Annotated in this window: 25 protein-coding genes; 10 read left to right on the top strand and 15 right to left on the bottom strand. The window is 62.1% G+C overall.

The window, feature by feature from the left end; translation table 11 throughout:
- Nucleotides 1-28 precede the first annotated feature (28 nt).
- Genes QTH91_RS18970 through QTH91_RS18950 form a run of 5 tightly spaced genes read left to right on the top strand, consistent with a single transcriptional unit; the run spans nucleotide 29 to nucleotide 3,702 of the window.
- A complete protein-coding gene (locus tag QTH91_RS18970; RefSeq protein WP_286661703.1) occupies nucleotides 29-889 on the top strand; it encodes a branched-chain amino acid ABC transporter permease in 861 nt (286 codons plus the stop codon).
- Nucleotides 886-1,851 (top strand): branched-chain amino acid ABC transporter permease, encoded by a 966-nt coding sequence (locus tag QTH91_RS18965; protein ID WP_286661702.1) that lies wholly within the window; start codon nucleotides 886-888, stop codon nucleotides 1,849-1,851. Before QTH91_RS18970 ends, QTH91_RS18965 begins: the two co-directional genes overlap by 4 nt.
- Nucleotides 1,848-2,621 (top strand): ABC transporter ATP-binding protein, encoded by a 774-nt coding sequence (locus tag QTH91_RS18960; protein ID WP_286661701.1) that lies wholly within the window; start codon nucleotides 1,848-1,850, stop codon nucleotides 2,619-2,621. Before QTH91_RS18965 ends, QTH91_RS18960 begins: the two co-directional genes overlap by 4 nt.
- On the top strand, nucleotides 2,614-3,333 hold the full coding sequence (locus QTH91_RS18955; protein WP_286661700.1) for an ABC transporter ATP-binding protein: 720 nt from the start codon (nucleotides 2,614-2,616) through the stop codon (nucleotides 3,331-3,333). Before QTH91_RS18960 ends, QTH91_RS18955 begins: the two co-directional genes overlap by 8 nt.
- A gap of 3 nt (nucleotides 3,334-3,336) precedes the next feature.
- Nucleotides 3,337-3,702 (top strand): 5-carboxymethyl-2-hydroxymuconate Delta-isomerase, encoded by a 366-nt coding sequence (locus QTH91_RS18950; RefSeq protein ID WP_286661699.1) that lies wholly within the window; start codon nucleotides 3,337-3,339, stop codon nucleotides 3,700-3,702.
- A 9-nt stretch (nucleotides 3,703-3,711) separates the two neighbouring features.
- Here QTH91_RS18950 and QTH91_RS18945 read toward each other — a convergent pair whose 3' ends face one another.
- The 3 genes from QTH91_RS18945 to QTH91_RS18935 are packed head-to-tail and all read right to left on the bottom strand — an operon-like array spanning nucleotide 3,712 to nucleotide 7,753.
- The gene (locus QTH91_RS18945; RefSeq protein WP_286661698.1) at nucleotides 3,712-5,133 is read right to left on the bottom strand and encodes a PepSY-associated TM helix domain-containing protein; all 1,422 of its coding nucleotides are present in this window, start codon (nucleotides 5,131-5,133) and stop codon (nucleotides 3,712-3,714) included.
- A gap of 39 nt (nucleotides 5,134-5,172) precedes the next feature.
- Nucleotides 5,173-5,646 carry a copper chaperone PCu(A)C gene (locus tag QTH91_RS18940; RefSeq protein ID WP_286661697.1) on the bottom strand — a complete coding sequence of 158 codons (474 nt, stop codon included), beginning with the start codon at nucleotides 5,644-5,646 and terminating at the stop codon, nucleotides 5,173-5,175.
- A gap of 34 nt (nucleotides 5,647-5,680) precedes the next feature.
- The gene (locus tag QTH91_RS18935) at nucleotides 5,681-7,753 is read right to left on the bottom strand and encodes a TonB-dependent receptor family protein (protein ID WP_286661696.1); all 2,073 of its coding nucleotides are present in this window, start codon (nucleotides 7,751-7,753) and stop codon (nucleotides 5,681-5,683) included.
- 703 nt (nucleotides 7,754-8,456) lie between these two features.
- Here QTH91_RS18935 and QTH91_RS18930 point away from each other — a divergent pair.
- Nucleotides 8,457-8,924 (top strand): MAPEG family protein, encoded by a 468-nt coding sequence (locus tag QTH91_RS18930; protein ID WP_286661695.1) that lies wholly within the window; start codon nucleotides 8,457-8,459, stop codon nucleotides 8,922-8,924.
- Between the two features lie 19 nt (nucleotides 8,925-8,943).
- Here the strand turns inward: QTH91_RS18930 and QTH91_RS18925 are convergent, their stop codons facing one another.
- The 7 genes from QTH91_RS18925 to QTH91_RS18895 form a co-directional block, all read right to left on the bottom strand.
- A complete protein-coding gene (locus QTH91_RS18925) occupies nucleotides 8,944-9,516 on the bottom strand; it encodes a DUF427 domain-containing protein (RefSeq protein ID WP_286661694.1) in 573 nt (190 codons plus the stop codon).
- A 16-nt stretch (nucleotides 9,517-9,532) separates the two neighbouring features.
- Complete coding sequence (locus QTH91_RS18920; RefSeq protein WP_368389474.1) at nucleotides 9,533-10,249, bottom strand: hypothetical protein; 717 nt, start codon at nucleotides 10,247-10,249, stop codon at nucleotides 9,533-9,535.
- A 6-nt stretch (nucleotides 10,250-10,255) separates the two neighbouring features.
- The gene (locus QTH91_RS18915) at nucleotides 10,256-11,575 is read right to left on the bottom strand and encodes a M16 family metallopeptidase (RefSeq protein ID WP_286661693.1); all 1,320 of its coding nucleotides are present in this window, start codon (nucleotides 11,573-11,575) and stop codon (nucleotides 10,256-10,258) included.
- Between the two features lie 3 nt (nucleotides 11,576-11,578).
- Complete coding sequence (locus QTH91_RS18910) at nucleotides 11,579-11,836, bottom strand: helix-turn-helix domain-containing protein (RefSeq protein WP_286661692.1); 258 nt, start codon at nucleotides 11,834-11,836, stop codon at nucleotides 11,579-11,581.
- A 319-nt stretch (nucleotides 11,837-12,155) separates the two neighbouring features.
- Nucleotides 12,156-12,488 (bottom strand): YciI family protein, encoded by a 333-nt coding sequence (locus QTH91_RS18905; protein ID WP_286661691.1) that lies wholly within the window; start codon nucleotides 12,486-12,488, stop codon nucleotides 12,156-12,158.
- A 24-nt stretch (nucleotides 12,489-12,512) separates the two neighbouring features.
- The gene (locus QTH91_RS18900) at nucleotides 12,513-12,800 is read right to left on the bottom strand and encodes a DUF1330 domain-containing protein (RefSeq protein ID WP_286661690.1); all 288 of its coding nucleotides are present in this window, start codon (nucleotides 12,798-12,800) and stop codon (nucleotides 12,513-12,515) included.
- A gap of 140 nt (nucleotides 12,801-12,940) precedes the next feature.
- A complete protein-coding gene (locus QTH91_RS18895; protein ID WP_286661689.1) occupies nucleotides 12,941-13,651 on the bottom strand; it encodes a hypothetical protein in 711 nt (236 codons plus the stop codon).
- 401 nt (nucleotides 13,652-14,052) lie between these two features.
- Here QTH91_RS18895 and QTH91_RS23090 point away from each other — a divergent pair, with 401 nt between their 5' ends.
- Nucleotides 14,053-16,476, top strand: a complete 2,424-nt coding sequence (locus QTH91_RS23090; protein ID WP_368389472.1) for a DUF1254 domain-containing protein — start codon at nucleotides 14,053-14,055, stop codon at nucleotides 16,474-16,476.
- Between the two features lie 233 nt (nucleotides 16,477-16,709).
- On the opposite strand, the gene QTH91_RS18880 is transcribed toward QTH91_RS23090, so the two are convergent.
- Complete coding sequence (locus QTH91_RS18880; protein WP_286661688.1) at nucleotides 16,710-17,138, bottom strand: helix-turn-helix domain-containing protein; 429 nt, start codon at nucleotides 17,136-17,138, stop codon at nucleotides 16,710-16,712.
- Nucleotides 17,139-19,638: 2,500 nt separating this feature from the next.
- Between QTH91_RS18880 and QTH91_RS18875 the strand changes: the two genes are divergently transcribed.
- From QTH91_RS18875 to QTH91_RS18865, 3 genes are read left to right on the top strand one after another with little or no spacing between them, the layout of a single operon-like run.
- On the top strand, nucleotides 19,639-21,201 hold the full coding sequence (locus tag QTH91_RS18875; protein ID WP_286661687.1) for a recombinase family protein: 1,563 nt from the start codon (nucleotides 19,639-19,641) through the stop codon (nucleotides 21,199-21,201).
- On the top strand, nucleotides 21,198-22,097 hold the full coding sequence (locus QTH91_RS18870) for a plasmid partitioning protein RepB C-terminal domain-containing protein (RefSeq protein WP_390368957.1): 900 nt from the start codon (nucleotides 21,198-21,200) through the stop codon (nucleotides 22,095-22,097). The genes QTH91_RS18875 and QTH91_RS18870 overlap by 4 nt, the downstream gene beginning before the upstream one ends.
- Nucleotides 22,094-22,975, top strand: coding sequence for a plasmid partitioning protein RepB C-terminal domain-containing protein (locus QTH91_RS18865; RefSeq protein ID WP_286661685.1), 882 nt, complete (start codon nucleotides 22,094-22,096; stop codon nucleotides 22,973-22,975). Before QTH91_RS18870 ends, QTH91_RS18865 begins: the two co-directional genes overlap by 4 nt.
- Before the next feature lie 261 nt (nucleotides 22,976-23,236).
- Here the strand turns inward: QTH91_RS18865 and QTH91_RS18860 are convergent, their stop codons facing one another.
- The 4 genes from QTH91_RS18860 to QTH91_RS18845 all read right to left on the bottom strand — a co-directional run bounded on the left by QTH91_RS18860 (nucleotide 23,237) and on the right by QTH91_RS18845 (nucleotide 25,513).
- Nucleotides 23,237-23,569 (bottom strand): hypothetical protein, encoded by a 333-nt coding sequence (locus QTH91_RS18860; RefSeq protein ID WP_286661684.1) that lies wholly within the window; start codon nucleotides 23,567-23,569, stop codon nucleotides 23,237-23,239.
- 775 nt (nucleotides 23,570-24,344) lie between these two features.
- Nucleotides 24,345-24,707, bottom strand: coding sequence for a hypothetical protein (locus QTH91_RS18855; RefSeq protein ID WP_286661683.1), 363 nt, complete (start codon nucleotides 24,705-24,707; stop codon nucleotides 24,345-24,347).
- A gap of 143 nt (nucleotides 24,708-24,850) precedes the next feature.
- The gene (locus QTH91_RS18850; RefSeq protein ID WP_286661682.1) at nucleotides 24,851-25,126 is read right to left on the bottom strand and encodes a hypothetical protein; all 276 of its coding nucleotides are present in this window, start codon (nucleotides 25,124-25,126) and stop codon (nucleotides 24,851-24,853) included.
- A 168-nt stretch (nucleotides 25,127-25,294) separates the two neighbouring features.
- Nucleotides 25,295-25,513, bottom strand: coding sequence for a hypothetical protein (locus tag QTH91_RS18845; RefSeq protein ID WP_286661681.1), 219 nt, complete (start codon nucleotides 25,511-25,513; stop codon nucleotides 25,295-25,297).
- Between the last annotated feature and the right edge of the window lie 53 nt (nucleotides 25,514-25,566).

Below are 25,566 nucleotides of genomic sequence, written 5' to 3'. Positions count from 1 at the left end.
GGGGCCGACGCGGCGGCATGGATGAACCATGGGAATTGTTCTCTTCGACGGGGTGGCCTACGGCATGCTCCTGTTCCTCATGGCGGTGGGCCTGTCCATCACCATGGGCTTGATGAACTTCGTCAACCTCGCGCACGGCAGCTTTGCCGTCGTGGGCGGCTACACCGCCGCCGTTTTGATGAACCACCTCGGGCTGGGCTACGCGGCGGCGCTGGCGGCATCGTTCATCGTCGCCGCGCTGCTGGGGGCGGTGCTGGAGTTCGCCTTCTACCGGCGGCTGTATCGGGCGCATCCGCTCGACCAGGTGCTGCTGTCGATCGGCCTGGTGTTCGTGTCGATCGCCGGGCTGACCTACTTCTTCGGCCCGAGCATGCTGGCCTTTCACCTGCCGGCGGCGCTGGAAGGGCAAGTCTCCGTCGGCGGGCTGCAACTCAGTCGCTACCGCCTGTTCCTGATCGTCGCCGGTGTGCTGGTGCTCGTGCTGTTGCTGCTGGCCATGGGCCGCACGCGGTACGGCGCGATGGTGCGCGCCGCGGTCGACAACCAGCGCGTGGCGGCCGGCACCGGCATTCACGTGCAGCGGCTGTTCTTCCTCACCTTCTCGCTCGGCTGCGGCCTGGCGGGGTTGGGTGGTGCGCTCAGCCTGGGCATGCTGGGGCTGGAGCCTTCGTTTCCGCTCAAGTACATGGTGTATTTCCTGATCGTGGTCTGCGTGGGCGGGGCGGGCACCATCACCGGGCCCTTCATCGCGGCGCTGCTGGTGGGCATCGTCGACGTGGCGGGCAAGTACTACCTGCCCGAGGCTGGCGCCTTCCTCATCTACCTGTTCATGATCGGCATGCTGCTCGTGCGGCCCAACGGCATCGTGCCCAAGAAAGGCATTGCATGAAAACGCTTGCTCTTTCCGAGCGCCAGTTGCGCTTGGCCGAGGTCGCGTTCTGGCTGCTGCTGGCTTCCAGCTTCTTCCTGGCGCCCGACCATCTCACGCTGCTCAGCCAGATCCTGATCGTCGGACTGTTCGCGGTGGCGCTGGACATGGCCCTGGGCTACGCCGGCATCCTGACCGTGGGCCACGCGGCCTTCTTCGGCGCCGGCGCGTACACGGCGGGCTTGCTGGCCAAGCATGGCTGGGGCGAGCCTTTCAGCGGACTGGTGCTGGCGCTTGTCGTGGCCGGTGTGCTTGGCTACGCGCTCAGCTTCCTGATCGTGCGCGGCGCAGACCTCACGCGGCTGATGATCACCATCGGCGTGTGCGTGCTGCTCGCCGAGGTGGTCAACCGCGCGTCCGGCATCACCGGCGGCACCGACGGGCTGCAGGGCATGCAGGTGTGGCCGGTGCTGGGCCTGTTCGAGTTCGACCTGTTCGGCAAGACCGCTTTCGTCTATGCCTTCTGCGTGGTGTTGCTTGTGTTCCTGGGCGTGCGGCTCATGCTGCGATCGCCCTTCGGGCTGGCGCTGCGCGGCATCCATGACAACCGCAAGCGCATGCTGGCGATTGGCTCGCCGGTGGAGGCGCGCCTTCGCATGGCCTATGCGTTCTCTGCCGCGGTGGCGGGTGTGGCCGGCGCACTGATGGCGCAAACCACGCAGTTCGTGGGCATCGAGTCCATCGGCTTCAACCGCTCGGCCGAGATCCTCATCATCCTGGTGCTGGGCGGCACCGGCCGCCTGTATGGCGGGCTGATCGGCGCCATGGTCTACATGGTGGTGCACGACTGGTTTGCCGACCTCAATCCCGAGTATTGGATGTTCTGGCTGGGCATCTTCCTGATCGCGGTCGTCATGCTGGGGCGCGGCGGCATCATGGGCGCGCTGTCGCGGCGCGTGCGCGCCAAGGAGCCTGCGCAATGAACGCACTGGAAACCCAAGGCCTGGGCATCCGCTTCGGCGCCTTCCAGGCAGTGGCCGACGTCAACCTCTCGCTGGAGCCCGGCGCGCGCCAGGCGCTGATCGGCCCCAACGGCGCCGGCAAGACCACGCTCATCAACCTGCTGACGGGCATCTACAAGCCCAGCAGCGGCAGCATTCGCATGAACGGGCAGGACATCACCGCCATGCCGGCCGACCGCCGCGCCAGGCAAGGGCTGGCTCGCACCTTCCAGATCAACACGCTGTTCCCGAGCCTGACGCCGCTGTTGTCGGTGGTGCTGGCGATTCACGAGCGCGAAGGGCAGGGCGCCACCTGGTGGCGGCCCTACCGGCGCAGCACCGCCGCCTTTGACGAAGCGCATGCGCTGCTGGCCCGCCTGCGGCTCGACGCGCTGGCCAACCTGCCTGTGGCCGAGCTGGCCTATGGCAAGCAGCGGCTGCTGGAGATTGCGCTGGCGCTCGCCGCCCGGCCGCGCATCCTGCTGCTCGACGAACCCGCCGCCGGCGTGCCCGAAGACGAAAGCGCCGAGCTGTTCGACGTGATCGCTGACTTGCCGCAGGACATCAGCGTGCTCTTCATCGAGCACGACATGAACCTCGTCTTCAAGTTTGCGCGCCGCATCTCGGTGCTGGTGGCCGGCCGCATCCTGACCGAGGGCACGCCCGCCGAGATCGGCCGCGACCCGCGTGTGCGCGAGGTGTACCTGGGCACCGCGCATGTGAACGCGATCCACGGAGCCGCCCATGTCTGAACCATTGCTCGCCTTCGACAACGTGACGGCCGGCTACGGCAACGCCGTCGTGCTTGACCGCATGAGCTTCTCGCTGCGCGCTGGCGAAAGCCTGGCCATCCTGGGCCGCAACGGCGTAGGCAAGACCACGACGCTCGAAACGCTCATGGGCAACACACGCGTCAAGGCCGGGGCCATCCGCTGGCGCGGCCAGGACATCACCCGCATGCCGCCGCACCTGCGCGTGCGCGCCGGCCTGGGCTGGGTGCCGCAAGAGCGCGAGGTCTTTCCTTCGCTGACGGTGGAAGAAAACCTCACCGTCGTCGCACGCCCCGGCGCGTGGGGCCTGCGGCGCGTGTATGGCTTGTTCCCGAGGCTGCAGGAGCGCCGTGCCAACTACGGCAACCAGCTGTCCGGCGGCGAACAGCAGATGCTGGCCATTGGCCGTGCACTGATGACCAACCCGGCGCTGCTGCTGCTCGACGAGCCCATGGAGGGCCTGGCGCCCATCATCGTGGAAGAACTGGCGCGCGCCATCACCCAGTTGTGCGAGCAGGATGGGTTGCCTTCCATCGTGGTCGAACAGCACCCGGTGCTGGCGCTGCGCATGACGCATCAGGCCATCGTGCTGGAGCGCGGCACCGTGGTGCATGCGGGCGCGAGCGAGGCGCTGGCCGCCGACCATGCGCTGCTCGACAAGCTGCTGGGTGTCGGCATCGAGGAAGTGAGCTGACCCATGCCCCACATCGTCATCGAGTACACGCCCAACCTGCCCGACCTGCCGTTCGACGCCATGTTGGCCGCCGTCACGCGCGAACTGGCGCAAAGCCCCGAAGTGGGGGACGAGGCCGATCTGAAAGCGCGCGTGCTGCGCGCTGAAGCATTTCGCGTCGGGCTGGCCGACGAGGGCAGGGGCTTCATCCACGTCACGGTGCGCATCCTGGAAGGGCGCAGCGCGACGGCGAAGAAGGACTTCAGCGATCGAGTTGCGAACGGGATGCTCAGCTGCATGCCGGCGATGCCTGAGGCCATGAGCGTGTACCTCAGCGTCGAGGTGGTGGATATGGATCGGGGGAGTTATCGGAAGGTGAGGGTGGGGTGATGGGTTGGCTCACAAGCCAAAGCGTTCATGCCAGTGCTTCGGAATGACAACGTCGACGATCAACGCGACCAGCATCGAAGCACCGAGCAAAGGGTAAGCAATGCCGAGTAACGCAGCGACCGCGAGCGCCCCTGCTGCGGCGCGGTCACCCTCACGTTTCGCCGGCGCAGCCAGCCGGCCTCTCGGACGCCGCTTCCACCACATGGTGACTGCGGTCAGGGCCAGCGTGATGATGGACAGACAAGCCGCCAGCATCACGAGCTGGTTGATCCAGCCGAACTGCTGGCCGGTGTGGATGTTGATGCCCCACTCGATCGTGCGGCCCGCGACGCCGTAGTTTGCATATCCGACGTCGGACAGCACGGCCCCGCTGTACCGGTCGAGGTGCACCACGCGCTGGCTTCGCACGTCGTCCGGGAAGAGCACGGCCGAGTAGGTGCCGCGGGGCCCGGCGGGCAACATGACGGGCGTGCCGCTGGGCAGGCCCATGCCCTTGAAAATCTGCAGCGCCTTGTCCAGGCCGATCGAAGCACGTTCGCTTTCGCCTGAAGGGTCTGTGGCTTCCGGCGCCGAATGCGCGCCATGGCCTGCATGGCCCGCGTGGCCCGCGTCGGGCAGCGCAGATTGCGGCACCGGCGCCTGCGCGATCAACCACGGCAGCGGTGCTGCCCCTGCGGACGGCGGTGCCGACGAAGCCGGACCCGGACCGAACAGGTATTGCGGCAGGCCAATGCCCAGCTTGCCGGTGATGGCGCCGAACTGCTGGCCCCAGAACGCCGACCACGGCATGCCCGTGACGGCCAGGAAGAGGATCGCCGAACCTGCCACGGCGCCAGTCACGGCATGCAGGTCGCGCCACCAAGTGCGCTGTGCAGGTCGGCCTCGCACACTGACCACGCCGCCCTGACGCCCGCGCGGCCACCACAGGAAGACGCCGGAGACCACCAGCACGATCGCCCAGCCGGCCACGATCTCGACCCAGTAGTTGGCCCACTTGCCCACGATCATGAGTGAGTGGAGGTTCTTGACCACCTCCATCAACCGTCTCGAATCCGGCAGTGTTCCCAGCACCCGCCCCGTGGAGGGATCGAGGTAGACGCCCACGACCCCATCCCCCGTGCGAACGCCGACCTCGGCGCTGCGGCCTTCGGTGGGCGGCGGGTTGAATCGAACTGGCTGGCCGGGCAGCGCCTGTACGGCCTTGGCGACGAGCGTCTCAGGACTCAGCGCAGCACCCGGCCCATCGGGCGCCGTGCGCAATTGCGCATAGACCAGTCCCTCGATGGAATCCTTGTACAGATAGAGCGCGCCCGTCGCAGCCATGAGTGCGAGAAACGGTAGGCACACCAGTCCGGCGTAGAAGTGCCAGCGCCATACGCGGCGATAGAGCGCCGATTGCGCCACCACCTGGTAAGTGGTTCGAGGCTCCATGCGATCCAAGGATTCAGCCGGCGGGTTCACGGCGCGCTTTCAGTGCTTGTGCTGGGTGGGTGCCGCGGGCTGGTTGCCCGCGTTGAGTGCGCGGACTTCGGCGTTGAGCGTCTGCGTCTCGCGCTTGCCGGCGCTGTCCTCGAACACGAGGGTCAGGGGAACCGTGTCACCGGCCTTGAGCTGCTGCTTCAGGTCCATCAGCATGACGTGGTAGCCGCCGGGCTTGAGCACGACGGACTTGCCTGCCGGCAGGTCGACGCCGGGCACCTGGCGCATCTTCATCACGTTGTCCTGCATGGCCATTTCGTGGACTTCAACCACCGGGGTCACGGGCGAGCTGGCCGAGACCAGGCGCGTGTCCTTGGCCGCGCTGAGTTCCATGAATGCCCCCGTCGCTTTCTGCTGCGGGACGGTCGCACGAACCCAAGGACTCTGGACGGTCACCTGGGCGTGGACGATGGCTGCGCCCGAGAAGGCGACGATCGCGGCAATGTATCGAGGTTGGAGTTTCATCTTGAGCCTCTTGATATTGGCAAGGTGGATGGAGTCAGAACTTGAATCGTGCGCCCACATACAGCGCGCGCGGCGAGCCCGGCGTCAGAATTGCAGCATCGGCGGCAGCCTTGTCGCGCACGCTGAAGTACGAAACATAGGCCTTGTCGCCTGCGTTTCTAAGCTCGCCATACACCTCCCACTGCTTGGCCGTGTAGCCGGCACGCAGGCCCCAGAGGGTGTAGCCGTCCACTTCGTAAGTGTTGGAGAAGTCGGCGTAGCGCTGGCCGATGATGTCGAAGGTCGGGCCGAAGAAGAAGCCGCTGGCGTGACGGTAAAGCAACTCGCCACGGACCGCATAGCGCGGCGCCGCCGGCAGGCGGTTGTTGTTGTAGTTGGCGTCGCCGTCGAACTTGAAGTCGTTCAACGTGATGCTGACCAGCGGCTCCAGCCGATGCGCACCGGCGTCGTCCACGGCAAGGCTCGCGCCCATGAGCGCCTCGACGCCAGCATGAATGGTCTTGCCGACATTGGTGGACAGACTGGTGCCGGGCGCGTTCGGATCGTCGATCGACAGGATCTCGCCGTCCAGCCGGCCGTAGTACAGCGCCACGTCCCAATGCATGCTGTTGCGGTCGAACACGGTGGCGCCGCGCGTGCCCACTTCGGCCACCACGCCGCGCATGGCTTTCAGCGTGGCGTTGTTGCCGCGGACATCGTCGTCCAGCTCATACAGCGTCGGCGGTTCATACAGGCGGCTCACATTGGCGAACAGCTGCGACGAGGAAGACAGGTCGCGGATCACCCCCACGCGCGGATTGATGCTGTCGTAGTCGCCCTGGGGATTGCGCACTGCGCCAGTGCTGACATCGATGTTGCGCACCTCGCGGCTTCCCGACACGGCCTGGGCGCCGTAGACGGCGGTCCACTGGGGCGCGAACTTCCAGCGGTCGACGAGAAACAGTTCCAGGTTGTCGGCGCCGTTGTCCACGCGCGTGGTGATCTTCTGCGCGCCACCGGGCACGTAGCTGTAGTTGCCGCCTTCGACGGTGGTGTTGCCGTAGTTCAGCCCGGCCAGCACATCGTGGTCACCGCTGCGGCGCTGGTAGCGCAAGGTCGTGCCCAGGTTGCGCTGTGTCGTGTCGATCAGCAGCGAGAAGTACGGCGGTGCGTAGACGATCGGGTGGTAGAGGCTCTGGTTTTCGTACGAAATGCCGGCGACCAGGCTGGAGTTCTCGTCGATGTCCCACACGGTGCGGTTGGCAAGGCGAGCAGTGCGCACGTTCAACCTGTAGTTTCCCGCCACGGCGGCTTTTTCCGCGGCCCGGGGATCGGCGTCGAACTGTGCACGCGTGAGTGCGCCCGGCAATTGCTGATCGTTGTCGATGCCAGTCACGTAAAAGCGCGTGCTCACCGTTGGGGCGAGTTGGATGCCTGCATTGGCATACACGCTCTCGCGCTCCTGCTTCTGGTGTTCGCGGAACCCATCGCTGCGCTTGGCTTCGGCAGAGACGAGCGCATCGAGGTTGCCCGAAACGCCGCCCGCCGAAAAGCGCCCCTGCCATTGGCCAAAGCTGCCGCCATTGACGAAGACCTCCGACGGGCCGCCGTCCCTGGCCGTGGGCGAAATGAAGTTGATGGCTCCGCCCAGGGTGCTGGCGCCATAGGTCAAAGCGTTGGCGCCTCGCGCGACGATGGCACGCCGCATCGAAAGCGGATCGACGTCGCGGTTGTGGTTGTTCCCGTCCGCCGCCGTCACCGGAAGGCCGTCGATGAGCAGCTTGACGCCGTTGCCGTCGTAGTTGGTGGCGTCCAGGTTCGATCCTCGGATCGACAGGAAGGTGGAGTCGCCGGTCGAGCCGCTCGCAGCCCAGACGCCGGGGGTGTAGCGCAGCATGTCGGCCACGCTGGTCACGTTGCGCAAGCGCAATTCCTCGCCTTCGACGATCGACACGGCGCCCGGGATGGCGTCGCGTTCGGCTTGCAGCTCGGGGAGCAATTGATCGCCTGCGCGCTCGGCTTCTACCGTCACTGAGGGCAAGGCGCCTCCTGGCGCAGACTGTGCGTGCGCAATCGCGGCGTGCAAGGTGGCAATGGCTGCCGCGACGGCGCGCGTATTCCTATCCATCTGAATCTCCTGACTGATCGGCTGTACGGCCAGCTCGTCGGCTGTTGAGGAAACAGCGACAAGCCTGGCAATGGGTGCCCGGAGGGACACCGGAGGGGGGAAGCGTCAGCCGCGCGACGGAGGCGCGTGTGCAGGAGGTGTAGGCGCTTGCGAGCGAGTCACGGGCCTGCTCAAAGGAGCAGGCGCCGGCTCGAGACCGGCAGCGCGAAGCGCGGCGACGGTCCCGATCTCGTTGGGAAGCGGCGTTGCCGCGCCGACCGCGCACAGGAGCACGCAGTGGGCAGCCAGACTGTCGGCAGCCGCGGCGTCATCTTCAAGAGCCGACTGAAGGTCCGAGGGCAAAAGAGCCAGAGCAGCCTTGGCCGATGTCGACGTGCCGCACCAGATCTGAACGCCAGCCTCGGACCCGCTCATTGCCGCCGCATGCGCGATGGGCATGAACGCTTGCGCCAGCCATGCCAGCATGGCAATAGCGAAGCGCAGGCGTGCGATGGGTGATTTCACGGCGGGCCGATTGTAAGCATCAGAACGACCGGCACGCCCGGTGCAATTGCCCAAGATCCTCCACGCGATGGAGGTCCTGAAGGTCGCCGTCGGTAAAGTGGCGGCATCTTGAGCTTGCCTGGCGGCCCAGCCCGAAGTTCGGCAAGTCAAGAGTCGGCGCCTTCACCTCAGTCACCCAAACACCCGAAGTGTGAAACCAATGAACGCCTACAGCCTCGACAACCCCATCTTCCAGATCTACGCGGTCGCCGCCAGCCTGGCGATCCTCAAGCTGATCGGCCACGCCTTCTACACCGTCTACCGGATGGTGCGCAGCGATGGCGGATACCTGAACCCCGAGGACATCCGGAAGACGCTGTTCAACCCTCATCCCCAGGCGACTCAATTGCAGGCTTACGAGGACGTGGAGCGGGCCCGACGCATGCACCGCAACGAACTGGAGAACACGCCCGCCTTCCTGGCCGCCGGCCTGCTGCTCGTGGCCGCCCAACCAAGCCAGATGTTCGCCATGATCACGATGTTCGGCTACCTTGCGGCGCGACTGGCTCACAGCTATGCCTACGCGACCGAGCGCGATCACGAGGTGCGTGCCGCCTGCTTCACTGTCGGTGCCGTGTTCACGGTGGCGATGGTCTTGTACGTGTTGGTGAGCCTGCTGCAGCGTTGAACGGGCGCTGGTGTGCGCATCACCACGCTGACGAGCCGGGCTCGCCCTTGAACGGGCCGACGAGTTCGGGCGTGATCCAGCCGGCGTAGAAGCGACCCGGCTGCGGCAACGCGCGAACACCATCGACCAGGCACTCGAGGTCCTGCGGATAGAACGCGACGTGATTGCGCAATGCCGCGAACGTGAGTTCAGGCTGAGGGTAGAACCAAGCCGCCGCTTCGAAGCGCCGCGTGCCCGCGATGACGGTCAAGTAGTGCGCCTCGCCTTTCCACTCGCAATGCGAAGTGCCTGTGGCCGGGATCAACGCATCGGCTTGCACATCGGCTCGCGGCAGGTAGAAGGTCGGCGGGCTGGCGGTTTCGAGTAGCCGCAACGCGCTTCGGGTACGTGCGATTTCCACCTCGCCACTGCGCACGACGATCTCGCGCCGGTCGGCCTCGATGCGGGGCGGGCGCGGGTAGTCCCACACCGATTCCTGACCGGGCCCCGGCGCTTGCGCGAATGGTGGGCGGGCATCGCCCACATGGCGCCACTGCGCGCGTGCTCGTTGGAGCCGCGCGATCTCTTCGGCGATCTCTCGTTCGGAGGTCATGCGGGATTCTTCCTGGCTAATCGACTTTGCGCCACCGACCAGAGTCAGGGCACAAAGTGGCCGGTGCGCCGTTCAGCCAAAGTTGCTCGTCAGTCAGCTGCAGCGAAGTCGTCGGGTCGATGTCGAAGTTGACCTGAAGTGCGCGCCCAACATTGGCATCTTCGATGGGAAGCTCCCAGGTCAGAAACACCTGCGTGCAGTCCTTGTCGGAACCGAAGTCGTCCGCACGAAAGCCGCTGCTGTTGCGTGGAACCACGGCGTGAGGTTGGCCGGTATCGAAGATCACAGCCGTGCCCCGGGTGAGAGGAATTCGATGGCCTGCAAATGGAAAGTGCAAGTCCAGGCCCTTGTCCTCTGTCAGGAAGAGATTGCAGAAGGCCATGCCCCCATATTGCGCGCCGTCATGGTGGTACCTTGCACCGCGGCAGGCCATGAGCGCGACGTCGCTGGAGCCAGGCACCCCAGGCAGTCCGAGCGCGCACGCCCAATCGGCCACGGCCTGCACGCAGCATTCGTAGTCGGGCCAACGCGCGCGTGTCCGCGCTAACGGCAGTGCCTCGACATCGCCGGGTTCCAGGCCCAAGCGCGAGGATGCCTCCCTCTCCCAATCGGCGATGAGACGCGCGGGAGGCACAGGCACATCCACCATGCCCGACAACACGACATCGCTCACGCTTCGACTGCGGATGGCCTCGCCGCTCCAGAAATAGGATGTGAGCAGGTCTACCTCGATCCGTTGTCAGCCAGCGGCGGCAAGGCGCGCTGCCAACTGCTTCGCCGTTCGCGCGCTGACGCCCTTGCCAGCAATCGCCACCGCCGGAGGGTTGGCCAGCATTCGCTCGAAGACTGCTTGCACCTCTGCTGCACCGATGTCTTCGATGGCTGCAATCGCATCGGCTGTGGGCGTCACGGTTCCGCAGGCGAAGAGTTCCTCGACGGCCTGTTCCATCGCCACGTAGGTCCGTTCTCCGGCACGCACACGCGACACGATCAGTTGGTTCTTGGCCCGCTCCAGTTGTACCGCTTCGATCTTGGTGGCCTGCTCACGCAGCAAGCTGGCCGTCGACGACACCAGTTCGTCGAGCTTGTCTGGGGTGGTGACCGCATGAATGACGAAGTTGGCCCAGACGTCCCCGGTGTCCATGAGCGAATGCGCCGTGTAGGCCAGGCCGAGTTGCTCGCGGACTCGGTCAACCAGGGGCGCCGACATCCCGCCTCCAAACAGGTTGACAGCCAGTGACGCCGCAAGGCGCCAGCGCTGCTGCTTGATTTCATCAGCCCGCGCAGGCGACAGTGGGTAGGCAATGTTCACGAAGACCTGCGACACCTGCGAATAGCGCCGGGCCACGGCCAACCCCCTGTACTTGGCAGGCTCTGGCGCCTGCGGCACCGGCAAAGAAGCCGATGGCATCGCGCAAAAGAGTTCTTCGGCCAGGGCCAACCAGGCCTCGACATCGAAGTTGCCGGCTGCCGCGACGACGGTGTTTTCCGCGACGTGGTAGGACCGGACATGCCGCACCAGATCCTCCCGAGTAAAGCCTTCAATGTTCCCGACCGTGCCGATCACCGGCATGCCCATCGGGTGATCGCCCCAGACAGCGCGGTCGAGCAGATCGCTGGAAGCGTCCTCCGGGTCCTCGTCGTATTCGATGGCTTCGTGGCGGATCACGTCCAGCTCCCGCTGAAGCTCGGCTTCGGGGAAGGTGCTGTTCAGGACGATGTCGGCCGTCATGCGCAGCAGATGCCCTGCGTGTCGGCCCAGGCCGGTCATGAAGTAGGCGGTGGTGTCCTTGCTGGTGAACGCGTTGACGTCCGCGCCCAGCCGCTCCGCGTCCAGGTTGATGGCCTGCACGGTACGGGTGGTGGTCCCCTTGAACGCCATGTGCTCGAGGACATGGCCAATGCCATTCGTTGCCGGGGTTTCATCACGGGAGCCAACGCGCAGGAACACGCCCACACTGGCACTCTGCACGTGGGGCATGGGAATGGCGAGCAGCCGCACCCCGTTCGCAAGTGTGCGAAGGGTGATGGTGGTGTGCCCTGTAGACAGCAAGCCCATGGCTCAGCGGTCCCCCGGCTGCTGCGGCTTCACGCCGATGCCATAGAGCGCCAGCAAACCCAGCACGTGCCCGACGGCAACGCCGGGCTCCCCCGCCTCGATGCGTCCGATGGTTTGGACATGCACCCCCAGGCGCGCCGCCGCCGCGGCCTGACCTTCCCCAGCCGCCGTCCGCGCCAGCCTGGCCGCGACACCGAGTTCCCGAATCGAGTCCAGGGCATCGCCACCGATGTCCGCCGAGATGCGCTTTCCTTTGGTCATGAGGGGATTGTCGCTGCCCGCACCTTTACCCGAAGTGCGCGGGGATCGGGAACCTTGGTCTCATCGCTGAGTCCCAAATACCCAGTGTCAACGTCTGGGAGAACGGATTGAGATCAATTTTCTGCGCGCTCGTCGTCTGCACGCTGAGCGCTTGTGCCTCTTCTTCAGGAGGCTCGCCTGGCACCGAAAGCCGAAAGTCGAGCGTCGAGGTGTTCGGGACCATCGATGCGGGCGTGTCTGTGCGGCGCTGAGGCGCGCCGTGTCGCCGCGTTGTGGCGTTGTCGCGTTGTCGCGATCGCCCGAGGCTATGGCCAGAACGTCAGGGCGGAAGTTCCAGTGGCCAGACCTCGACCACTCCGAAAGCCACGGCGCAAGGTGTTTTTGAGACCAGGGCAATGGCTGCGTCCAGATCATCGGCCTCCAGGACTGCGAAGCCCGCAACCGGCAAGGACGAAGACATGAACGGCCCCTCGGTCGTTTCCAATCCTTCCGCTTTTGGGTTTCGCACTTGCACCGGCTTTCCGGCGATGCCGATCAGGGCGCCTTGCTCACGCAGTTTGGCATCGTGCGCATGGGCTGCGTCGCGGACGGCCGCAGGCGTACGGTTGTACCCAGCCTCATCGCCGTATCCGATGGTCAAAAACTTCGGCATGGCAATTTCCTCGCAATCCGCTTCTCAAACACCCTCAACAGCGACCAAGTTTGACTTGGCGGCGCGCTCGCGGACGGCGCGAAGCGGCTGATACGCCGGGTCCTCCCAGAAAGCCCGAAGCGCCTCCATGTTCGGGAACTCTAGAACGACTGTCCGCTTGGGCTGCCACGTCCCTTCAAGAACTGCAACGGCCCCTCCGCGAACCAGGTAGCGACCTCCTTGGGCGGCGATGAGCGCGGGAACCTGCGCTCGATACTCGTCGTACAAAAGAGGGTCGGTGACATCAATGTCAACCAATAGGTAGGCTGCCATGCGTGCTCCTGTTCAGGACGATGCGACCCGCATTGTTGAATAGATTGCGCGTGCCGTCGACCGGCGACTGACTGTCAGATTGCGGACACTCAGGGCCGGAAGATCTGAACTTGAGGGCCGCCGTCAGCGATGCGAGGCGGTCAACCAAACTTAAGGAACAGCTGGCTGTAAGGCCCCTTGACCTTCGACAAGGCCTCGCGAACACGCGTTGCGTCTTGCGCCAAGACGGCTTCACGAAGGCCCGCCAAAGATTGTTCGACCAACTTCATGGCCGGGGCGAAAGCCGCGTCAGAGGTGACTTCCGGCGGGGCTTCGGATCGCAAGCGCGCAGCAAGGTACTCCATGCTTCCAAGCTTCTCCATGAGCAAATAAAAGCCCTGCGTCTGGCTCGCCCACTTGGGCCCTTGAGTCAACAGCTGCTCCATCTCCGCGTGGTACGCATTCATGTGGTCGCTATAGACGATCACGTTGTTGCGCCGACGGATTTCAGCCAGCAGATCACGGACTTTCTCAAGCGTTTCGTGGGCTTCGGTCAGTTTCTGCTCATTGATTTCGGCGGTTGCCCTTGCATACACGGCGTCCACGTCGGTCAGCGCTTTGCCGAAATCGGCGTCGCGGTCATAAGGCGGAGGCGGATTCTTCGAGAACTTCAAGACCAGGTCGCGCCAAGCCTGGGCGGCTTGGACGATCGCGACTTCGGATTCGACCTGCGACTTGCTGTTGGTTCGAAAGAGTGCGATTCGATATGGCTTGTACGCAGCGGTCATGGCATCCGTTGCCGCATCTCCTGCAAAGCCCAATGTCGCACCAAGAAGTCCGAGCCCGGCGATCAGCGCATCTTTTGGTCCCATTCCTGCCTCTTGAGGGTGATTGCGTCATGCGGACGCATCCAAACGAAGTCGACAACTTGCGTCGCGTGAAGTCCTTGATTGTTGGCCTACTCTTCGTAGCCAAGTTGATCTGGCGCAAGGTCTGCGAGCCTCGTTGCAGATGCTTCGATGTCGACCTTCGTTCCAGCCCCCAGTACTGGCATGCACGGTTCCAACGACTCGGTGGTCGTTTGGCTTCGCGACCCGCTGAAGCGAACATTCGAGCACTTTCGGCTGCGCCAAAAGGCAAGCTTTGCCGCTACGAAAAAATGGGACACTTCGACAGCGATGTGGGCGCGGGCTTCGAGAAGGCGGCTGCCCGCCAGATCGACTCCGTTGCGCCCGGTCAGCCAATCCACCAATTCTTGGAGATTGAAGGCAACATGCTCAAGCTGTCACACATTCTTCTTCGAGGCTTCATGGCGGCCTGCGTCACCGGCCTGCAGGCCGTGGCCGCCCCTGCGAGCGCCGCGGCGCCTCCACAGCCTATGCAGGTGGCTCCCGCGGAAATGCGTGCCATAGCCAAGGACGCGACGATCTACGGCTTTCCGCTTGTGGACAACTACCGCGTGATGCACTCGTACTTCGTGGACAGCGCCAACCCCGAGTTCAAGGCACCGTGGAACACGATTCACAGCGTGGGGCGGGTGTTCACACCCGAGGACAAGGCAATCCAGACGCCCAATTCCGACACCCCCTATTCGCAGCTAGGAGCCGACCTTCGCAGCGAGCCCCTCGTCATCACAGTGCCCGCCGTCGAGAAGGACCGCTACTACTCGCTGCAATTCATCGACCTCTACACCTTCAACTTCGCTTACGTGGGCAGCCGGTCCACCGGCACACAGGCCGGCAGCTACCTGCTGGCTGGTCCCGGTTGGAAGGGCAAGGCGCCTGCAGGCATTCGGCAGGTGATCCGCTCTGAAACCGAGTTGGCCTTCGTGCTGGTTCGCACCCAGCTCAAGAGCCCGCAGGACATTGGGAACGTGAAGACCATCCAGGCAGGTTACAAGGTACAGCCCTTGTCAACCTTTCTGGGCGAGAGCGCGCCGGGCGCGGCGCCCGCCATCGACTACTTCGAACCCCTTTCGGCGAAGGAGCAGCGAAGCTCGATCCGCTTTTTCGACGAACTGAACTTCCTGCTGCAGTTCGCGCCCACGCATCCAAGCGAGACGGCACTGCGCGCGCGCTTTGCGCGAATCGGCATCGTGCCCGGCCAGCCGTTCAATGCCGATCGCCTGACGCCGCAACAGCGACAAGCCGTGGAAGAAGGCATGGCCGATGCGTGGCAAGCCCTGGACCGGTTCAAGACCGAGCAGATCGATACCGGCAAGCGGACGTCCTCCGATGGCTTCGGCACCCGCAAATTCCTGAAGAACGACTACCTGGTCCGCATGGCATCGGCTGCCTTCGGCATCTATGGCAACTCGAAGGAAGAGGCGATGTACCCGGCGTATTTCGTGGACTCGAAGGGCCAGGCGCTGGACGCCTCGCGCGAGCGATATGTGCTGCGCTTTGCGCCCGGTAAGCTTCCCCCGGTCAATGCCTTCTGGTCGGTCACGATGTACGGCCTCCCGGAGAGCCTGCTGGTCGCCAATCCGCTCAACCGCTATCTCATCAACTCAGCCATGCTGCCCGACCTGAAGCGCGATGCGGATGGAGGTATCACGCTCTACTTGCAGAACGAGTCGCCCGGAAAGGACTTGGAGTCGAATTGGCTGCCCGCGCCCAAAGGGCCGTTCTGGGCGGCGATGCGCCTGTACTGGCCCAAGCAGGAAGCACTGGACGGCCGCTGGAAACAGCCCCCGCTCCAGCGCGTGGGCGCGCGGGTTGCCGAAAGCGCGGCCAAGGCTTCCACTGCAGCTCAGCGGGTGACCGTGGAGAATTTCGCCCGCGCGGAATCGGACCTGTACTTTGCCGGCATCGTCAAGAACGGCGGGTTTGGCAAATTCGACCACACGCGAAACGTGGCACCCCTGGACAAGCAGACCGTGGTGCGCCTGAACCGCGACACCCTCTACTCCGCCGGCGTCTTCGACCTGGATGCAGGTCCGGTGACCATCACCCTGCCCGACCCGGGCTCGCGCTTCATGTCGATGCAGGTCATGGACGAAGACCAGTACACCCATGGCGTTCACTACAAGCCCGGCAGCTACACCTTTGACCGGGCGAGCATGGGCACGCGCTACTTCGTGGCCGCCATTCGCCTGCTGGTAGACCCCAACGACGCGCAGGATCTGGCGAAGGTGCGCGCCCTGCAGGATTCGGTCAAGGTGCAGCAGCAGGCGACGGGTAGCTTTGAGATTCCGCGCTGGGATGCAGCGAGCCAGAAGAAGGTGCGTGATGCGCTGGTCGTGCTCGCTGACACGCTGCCGGACAAGAACCGCATGTTTGGCAGCAAGGCGGAGGTCGATCCCGTGCGCTACTTGATGGGGGCAGCGTCCGCGTGGGGCGGCAACCCGGACAAGGACGCGGTCTACCTCAGCGTTGTGCCGGCCGGCAACGACGGCAAGACGATCTACAAGCTGACAGCGCGTGAGGTGCCCGTTGACGGCTTCTGGTCTGTCAGCGTGTACGACGCACGGGGCTATTATCAGAAGAACTCGTTCGATGCCTATACGATGAACAACATCACCGCGAAGAAAGAAGCAGACGGGTCGGTGAACATCCAGTTCGGTGGCTGCGAAGCCAAGACGGTCAACTGTTTGCCGATCACTCGCGGCTGGAATTACATGGTGCGCCTGTACCGACCGCGCGCGGAAATCCTCGACGGCCGATGGAAGTTTCCTGAAGCACAAGCTGCGCGCTAGATAGCGCTTGGGCGGATGGAGCTGCGGGAATGCAGCGTTTGCGGACCTACAGCCGGTCCCCATAAGAAGTCCGGTCACTAGCGCTGTCCGGACGTCCACGAGGAGCCTGCAGGCTGATCGATCAACGATGTTACAGGCAGGTCCGGGGAGGGACCACTCTCGCTGCGCAGCAGGCTCATTTGTGGCGGGCCAGCCGCCAATTGCAAAACGCTCGCGTGCGTGTCCTCGGGCGCCTATCGTTCGACCAGTTCAAGTGCGGCGCGCTTTCCGAGGGCGCGGACCACTGAAAGTCGTTGCAATTGCTCTGGATTTGGCCTCGACTTGCCCTGCTCCCAAAGGTAGATGGTGGCGCCGGACATCCCGACAAGCTTCCCATATGTGACTGCGGATACGCCAAGCTTCTTTCTATGAGCAGCTAGCCTGGTCGAACTGAATCGCCTAGGAACGTCGGCACTTGCGACGTTGGCTGCACGGGATTCAGCTGACTTCTCGTTGCTCACGCGTCTGAGTTGCTTCTGAAGGGCAGCTACCTCGCGCTTGAGCTGTGCAAGGGCACGTCGATGCTGCGAACTGGCCTTCTTCAGGTTATCGAGTTCAGAGCGAATTTCCTTGCGAGCGATTCGTGAAATCTCCGCCTTGAGTACAGATGCGATGTTGGTCATAGCTCGCGAATTTACCCACATCGGATGAATGCCGACAGAAATAGCAGCAACTGGTGCGACCGACAGGTGCTGGCAGGAGCGCATGAACTCACCCAGAGGACGTGCGGACCCGAAGCCGCCATGCCACAAAATGCGCGCGCGTTTTTTCCCGCGCTCCGACCGTTGCGCTGGGTGATGGCTCCAGAGTGAAGCCACGGGTTGCCGACGGGAGACTCATCGACATGACGGGCACGACTGTCTATCGACACTGACTGCTGCAGCGGTGGCGGACAAGGGCACAACGTCCTCAAATGAATCGCAGGGCGTCAGCCCTGCGTCCCTAGCGTGGACGAAGAGGTGCTTGACATACATGGCATGAAGTCACACGGCGGGAGGCATCGACGGGAATGCCGTCCGAAGACAGGGACTCGACAGGGACAAAGGGGCCATTTCACATGACTATGGTTGTCACTGACTGCATCGGCCCAAGGTGCCAAGCAGGTCTGTCTGTTTGGGATGAGTGCCCAAGATCTTTCGGCGTCCCCGGGGCATCGACCGCCACCACGATAGCTTGGAGGACGCCGCCAGAGTCAACTAGGTTCAACCTAGGCCTGCGCCTAGGCGTGCGGCATGCTGGCCACTCTTACGAGAAGGCTTCGAAAGTACTTGAGATCCTGATCAACATCTGCGACAAGATCTGCCGCCCGTTCCTGCCACGTGCGCTCCGATTTCTGTAGATGTTTGGGCTCCATGGCGTTCAGCCCATCGAGCATCTCGGAAGTTGTGAAGAGCCTCTCCATGTAAGTTTCCGCGCCGCGACGCCATCCCAGCCATCGATCCGAGTAGGGCGACAGTTGGACGTCGCTACACGGTGGCTCGCGCTCTAAATCGTCACGAAGCTTCTCTCCCACGATAATGACGGTGTCAATTCCCGATCGCGCATCCGCGACTGAACAAGTGAGCATCGTTGCCAATTTGACCCCCTTGGTAGTGAGAGTGCCAGTGCTCCACTGCCGGTCAGCGACAGCTGAAGGCTTGATCCATTTTGCGTCAGGTAACAAGCCATAGCTACCCCGCCGGCATTAGGGCAGTTCTCTCCGACCAGTTCTGCGTCGAAATTGCGATGGCGGAGATCTGCTGCAAGAGCTTGGTCACGGTTAACGCGCCAACACCTGTTAACGTTGTCAAGAGTTGAGGCGAGGACAAATGCGAATGGTCTTCAATGCCAGTGCTTCCGGTCGATAGTTGTTCGACGCTCCCCGATGACCAGGTTGTCAGATAGGGATCGACCAATTGGTGAACTCACAGTGCACTACGCACGTGATCGACGCAAATTCCACGGTAGTCCTCCGACCCCCCAAGACGTGCGACGTAGTCCTGAGACCAGTTCGCGAGCTCAATACCCGAACGTCATGCTCATACCACCGCGTCCGGCCGCATAGGGACGATAGTCTTCAACTTCCATTCATATTGACGACCAGTTGCGACATCGATGGCGGCTTGAGCGGACATTCTTGGCTTTGAGGAGGCCGGGATGAACCTGGACAAAGGTAGCGCAGCCGAGTGTCGTCCCTTTGGCGTCAACTGCTTGGACAATGACCGCCCAGCGACACCTCAATCGGATCACCGCCGACCTCAAGCGTGGTAACTGTTTCATGTGTGGCGTCTGCGTTGTAGATGACGACAGCAGTGAGGAAGCAGCCAAAGCAGCGCTTGCTGACAAGGCGCGCGTTTGGATTCATGACGGCTTGATTCGATCTCGCGAGGCAGACTAGGCGGGCTTCCCCTGTAGCAGCATGACGGTCCGCCTTGGCGATTCAACTCGCACTCCTCTTTCACATCGCTTTGAGTTGCATGAATCAGGAGACTGCGCGGAACTAGGCATCCGCGTGCCTGCAGCGCGAAGCTGCAACTCAAGTTCGGAGGGATGCGATGGAAAGGCGTTGGTGCAGCGCGTGCGGAAATGAATTCCAACCGAGACCCCAGTCTCCTGGGCAGTCATACTGTTCAAACATTGATTGCCAGAGAGCCAGGAAGCTCCTTTGGCAACGGGCCAAGCGCCAGACCGATGCGGACTACCTTCAAAACCAAATCGAGGCGCAACGCGGCTGGCGCAAAAAGAATCCCGGGTACTGGCGCAGCTATCGCGAGGCAAATCCAGACTACGCCGCCGCCAATCGCGCCGCCCAGCGCACGCGCAACCGCAAGAGAGCAAGCTGGGACACTTTTATTGCAAAGAGCGACACGTCATCACCTTGGCCGCCACCCAGTGGACTATTCAAACTGATCGAGCTCGTGTCGCCACCGTCTCGACCGCCGAGAACTTGGTTAGTCAGCCTAACCCCTGTGACCGTAAATCCCGACAGCTCAGCTTGATTGCAAAGAGAGGACTTGATCGAGTTCGCCTCCGGGACCTGATACCTTGGGTGAAATACGGAGACGTTCGCAGGCAGGGTCTGGCCAAGTAAGCCCAGATCGAAGCTTCCCGAGATACCAGGCGCATCTGGCAGGAGCTCAGACAATGAGTACGGAGCAAGCTGAATTTGCTTCAGGCAAGCAGGCCTTGATCCGCGCTGCCGAATACGTGCGCATGTCCACCGAGCATCAGCAGTACTCAACGCAGAACCAGGCCAGCTGCATTCGTGACTATGCGGCTCGACGTGGCATCGAGGTCACTCGCACCTATGCTGATGAAGGCAAAAGCGGCCTTCGCATTAGCGGCAGGCCTGCACTTCAGCAGCTCCTGCAAGACGTCGAGTCGGGCAATGCTGACTTCTCTATGGTCCTTGTCTATGACATTAGCCGCTGGGGCCGGTTCCAGGATGCGGATGAAAGCGCCTACTACGAATACGTCTGCAAGCGCGCTGGGATTCGAGTTGCCTATTGCGCAGAGCAGTTTGAGAACGATGGCTCGCCCGTCTCAACCATCGTCAAGGGCGTCAAGCGCGCAATGGCGGGCGAATACAGTCGCGAGCTTTCTGCAAAGGTCTTCGCCGGACAATGCCGCCTTATCGAGGCGGGCTACAGACAGGGGGGGCCAGCGGGATTTGGGTTGCGTAGGCTATTGGTCGACCAGAACGGCCAGCCCAAGACGAGACTCGTCCGAGGTGAACATAAAAGCCTTCAAACCGATCGAGTCATCCTTGTTCCCGGTCCCGACGACCAGGTGCAAGCAGTTCAACGGATCTATCACTGGTTCGTGACGGACGGGGTATCTGAGACAGAGATCGCAAAGCGGCTCAATGCAGCAAAAATCCTCAACGATCAAGAGAGGGCATGGACAAGGGCCACCGTTCACGAAGTCCTAATCAACGAGAAGTACATTGGTAGCAACGTCTTTAACCGCATCTCATTCAAGCTCAAGAAGCTCCGGGTGGTGAATCCCAAGGAGATGTGGATTCGTAAGGACAACGCTTTCGTGGCCATCGTCGCAAAAGAGGACTTCTACACGGCACAAGGAATCATCCGCGCCCGATCGCGGCGTTTTTCAGACGCGGAACTCATTGATCGCTTGCGCGAACTCTATAGGGATCGGCAAGCGCTGTCGGGTTTCATCATCAACTCAGCCGAGGGCATGCCATCCTCGTCCGTCTACGCACATCGCTTCGGAAGCCTACTCAGGGCTTATGAGCTTGTGGGATACAAGCCGTTGCGAGATTTCCAATACATCGAGATCAATCGCTTGCTTCGAAGGCTTCACCCTGCAATCGTTGCGCAAACTGAGCAGCACATGCAAGACTTGGGCGGCCGAATCAGGCGCGACTCAGAAACAGATCTCTTGCACGTCAACGAAGAGTTCACTGTGTCGTTGGTCTTGGCGCGCTGCCACCGCCGCGAGTCGGGTCACTTGTTCTGGAAGATTCGCTTCGATGCAGGACTGGAGCCCGATCTGACCGTAGCGGTCCGGCTTGGGCCCGAAAACCAAACGGCCCTGGACTACTACCTATTACCTCGCCTTGACCTCACTCGCTCCCGGATCAACCTTGGCGAATACAACCCCATAGAGATCGAAAGCTATCGCTTTGACAATCTTGACTATTTCTACGGAATGGCCGCTCGATTGAGACTGAAGAGAGCCGCATGACTTCCACGCTAGCCACTCCGGAGCTTCGTATGATTCCCCTCGACAGGATCGAAGTGCTCAATCCGCGGGAGAGGAACCAAAAGAAGTTTGACACTATCGTTCACAGTATCGGGGTGGTCGGGCTCAAGAAGCCGATCACCGTGACTCCTCGGTCGAGTGAAGATGGTGCAGAGAGGTATATGCTGATCTGCGGCGAAGGTAGGCTCAAGGCGTACCAGCGGCTTGGCGAGGCAAGAATTCCCGCATTGGTTGTATCTGCGTCCGACGAAGACGCGTACGTGATGAGCCTAGCTGAGAACATCGCGAGGAGACGCCACCGCCCCTTGGAATTGCTCCAAGGAATAACCTTGCTCAAGGAACGAGGTTGCTCTGCGGGAGAAATCGCACGAAGAACCGGCTTGAATGACTCGTACGTGAGAAGCATCCTTGAGCTGGCCGAAAAGGGCGAGGAACGCCTGATGATCGCCGTGGAGCGCGGCCAGATCCCTCTTACCGTAGCAATGGTGATCGTCAAGGCAGGCGATGATGACAAAGCCGTACAGTTGGCGATGCAGGACGCTTACGAAGCTGGAAGTCTACGCGGGCATCAGTTGATGTACGTAAAGAAGCTCGTTGAACGACGACAGTTTCTCGGGCGATCGATCACACGCAAGTCCCCAGATCGCAAACCGGTCACATCTTCGAGCCTCGTCCGAGCCTACCAAAAGGAAGTCGAGCGGCAGCGCCTGATGGTCCGTAAGTCTTCACTCGTGCAACAACGACTGTTCTTCATTCTTGGTGCGCTGAGGAAATTGATTGCAGACGAGAACCTGGTCAACGTACTGCGGCTTGAGGGACTCGACACACTCCCGAGGTACTTGGCTGACCGCGTCGTGCGCAATGGAGGGGCTTTGTGACGGCCGCGGCTTTGGCCTTTGTACCCAGGCCGCTCTTGATCCCAGTTGATTCGCTACTGCCTTCGACGAAACTGGATCCGAAAACGTCTTCGTCGCAGAAGTACAGGCAAGTACGAGACTCAATCTTACAGATCGGCCTGATTGAGCCACTGTCCGTGTCGGCGGTAGATCGCAAGAGTGGACAGCATCTTGTCCTCGACGGTCATATGCGTCTGATGGCGATAAAGGAGCTTGGCGTTCCAGAGGTGCCTTGTTTGATTGCGACCGACGATGAGACCTTCACCTACAACAATCGGGTTAGCCGGCTTTCCTCGGTTCAAGAGCACCTCATGATCCGACGTGCGATCGATCGCGGTATTCCGCCCGCAAAGTTGGCGGCTGGTCTTTGCATCAACATCAGTCTGCTACAGAAGAAGAGCTCTTTGCTAGACGGAATCTGTGCAGAGGTCGTCGACATGCTTAAAGACAGGATGTTTTCCACAGAGATTTCACCCATTCTCCGGAGGATGAAGCCGACTCGCCAGATCGAATGCGCCGAGCTGATGATTGCGGCCAACAGTGTCACCGTCACGTACGCGCGAGCGCTGTACGCGGCTACACGGCCCGAGATGCTCGTAGCGGGCAAGCGGCCCTTGGGCCCGAGCTCCATTTCACGAGAGCAGCTGGCCCGTATGGAGCACGAGATGTCAAACTTGCTTTCTGAGTACAAGCTCGCGGAGCAGAATCACGGGGAGGACGTCTTAAACCTGATGCTCGCTCGCGGCTACGTCGTGAAACTATTGGATAACCCACGCATTCTTCGGTACTTGCAAGCTAACCACGCTGAGATCCTGGAGGAGTTCTCGAAGATTGTTGAGATGACATCTATCGAAGGATAGTCAGTGTGTCTGGCGAGCCCGCATCCCTTCGTTCCACGCGTCAGGAGCCCTGAGATAGCTTGCTTGTGGCAGTTGAAGGTCTTGTTGTGGTCACCCGACAGGGACTACGTTGAGCACGGTGGCAGGTGTTTTGGCATTTAGCGAAGGTGTGGTTGAACGGTCTGGCTGCGCAGAGGAGATGAAGCCAAGCACCGTTGATCACAGAGCAATTCACCTTGTCTGCTGTGGCGCAGACGTTGACGGTAGATTGAAAGACAGGCATCACGCACCCTGCTCTTGAAGCGCTTCACTTGTCTGCAGGGTCTTCTTCCAGCCACGGGCCGCGTCGCTGCAGCGGTGATCGCGCAGTTGTTGCTTGCGCTCAGCATTTTTTCCCATGCCGTTCGTGCCGTGCTCAGGTGCCTCGTGGATGGTGAGGGCGATGTCGCCTTTCAGAACGTCTGCGGAGAACGCGGAGGTGTCATCGACGACCACGGGCTGGTTCGACTGCAGCTGCTGGTGCTCCTTGTGGTTCAGATCGCGCACTCGTAAGCTCACTCGCATGCGCACCTTGACCCAGTAGAGTGCGCCGTGGTCTGAGCCAAGGGTGCTCACCGTTACGTGGGTGGACGATCCGGAAGTTGTCGGCGTTCCCGAGCCATAGGCGGTCGAGATCCACCAGGTCCCAAGGCAGGGGCAGCGCTTCCGGGGTCCTAGGTGGAAGTGGTGAGCGCCGTGATGGGCACGGTGGTGGTGACCGAGCGGGTGTATGTGGTTTGAAGATGACGACAGGTCCGCGCCCACTTTGCGGCCTTGCTCGATCGCATCGTTTTCGCTTTGGCGCTTGCCGGCGTTTAAGTAGCTAGTGCCGATGATGTCGTCGCCACGCTTTTGCAGGCAGTGCTTGAAGACCTGCGGGCGCCATCATAAGTTCGACCATAGGGTCTTGATGAGGCGGGTAGCGCGTATCCTAGCCACAAGCTCCGGTGTCACGCTTTGATGGGTGTCTAGAAGTTGCAGTACGAGGCTGACCAGCGCGATTTCAAACCGTCGTTTTCGGCAATCTCCGTCGTCCACTCGGGTGGCGCGGCAGATCTAGTGCTCCGCGGCGGGTGCTCATTGTGGATGCCCACGATGAATTGCCCTGGGGAAATGGATCGTCTGGCGACATGCTCACACGACTCCAAGGACGATGGCACCGGCCTGCAACATCGTCGCAAAAGAGGTCACCAGAGCTACGAAGATGTTTCAGAGCCGAAAGAATTTCGTGCTCTTTCCGATCTGCAACATTAGACTGCTGGCGCGGCACGTTCCAACCGCTTGTACCTCCCTGGGCGGGTGCTGCATTTGGCCTGCCCTCTTGTTGGGGCAGGCCTTTTTACTTGCCTGCTTACCGGGCTGCGTTTGAAAGATAAAGCTGCAGCGCTGCTTGCATGACCCTTGTTCCGGGTTGTCGCCTGCAAAATGCATCCACGTACGTCCGGATCGAATCTCCGTCTGGCAGCCGCGCCGGCTGGCCACCCGCCGCAATCCGACTGACATTCATGCCGTTCAGGAAGCCCTGAACCCAAGTCACCATCATCGCTTCGTCCAGAAGCGCGGAAGACTCGCGATCGCCCATCTTGTCGCGCGCCTCTGTCCAGGCCGAACAAGGCCGGGCGCCGGCACCACTGATGTCGAAGCCAGGTTCCATCTGGGCCGGGGACGCTGCCAAACATGCGCCACTGGCTGCCGCGAGCACGATCGACATCATTCTGATCACCGCGCGTCCCCGATGTGCCTCTGCACCCAATTTGAGAACCTACGCAGTGGCGGCAGCTTCACTGCAACGAAGCCGGGGCCGACGATGAACCGAGCGCTCCAGAAGCGCGCTTTTAGCCAGGACAGCATGAGGTCTCATCCCCCAGAGTGAACGCGCATCTTATCGGCGTACCTCGCCTTCGCATTCCCACTTGGCACCAGTTCCGCAAAGACGCGCAGCGTCGCCCCAGGACCAAGCAACCATTCCCTGCGCACTGCTCGAAGCGTCGCGGGCCCGAGCTGTAGTACGTCGCCGACCTGGCAGCCGATCAATGCATCCTTGTGGATCGTCGACGCATGCGGCACGGCAGGCAGCAGTTCCAACTGATCGTAGCTAGAGAAAAGCAGCACGATCTCGACCTCGGTCTTCATGGCCTTGCCCCGGCGATAAGCCTTACAAAGCTCGACTGTCGTACCCTGTACGCAATGCAGCATCCCCAAGTTTGGGGCCTTCCGCTCTTAGGGCGGCCAGCTTGGGGAATGCAGTGCGCGCGGTACTGTGCACGATGCCATCTTGCTCCCCTAGCAACAGCTTGGAACTCAACGGGTGCCAAGAGGAGGTACTGCGGGCAGACGCATCCAGTGCGTCGGCCCTTGATTATTGTTGAATAGCGCGGCCGGCTTGGTGCCTCCCGAAAGAAACCAGCCGGTGCCACGCGCGTCGCTCAGCCACAGGCCGGCAGCAATGTCGCCGTTCCGATTGATGAGCAAGATGCTGGTTCCATTCTTTGGCGCCGTCTCTATCGGTTGCCAGTCCATTGCTTCCTCGCGTGGTCAGGGGATGCTAGCCCAATTGAGCTAGCGCACAACAG

The sequence above is a fragment of the Variovorax dokdonensis genome, assembly GCF_030316895.1.
GTDB classification, from domain to species: Bacteria; Pseudomonadota; Gammaproteobacteria; order Burkholderiales; family Burkholderiaceae_C; genus Variovorax; species Variovorax dokdonensis.
This window is presented reverse-complemented; position numbering and strand designations above follow the sequence as displayed.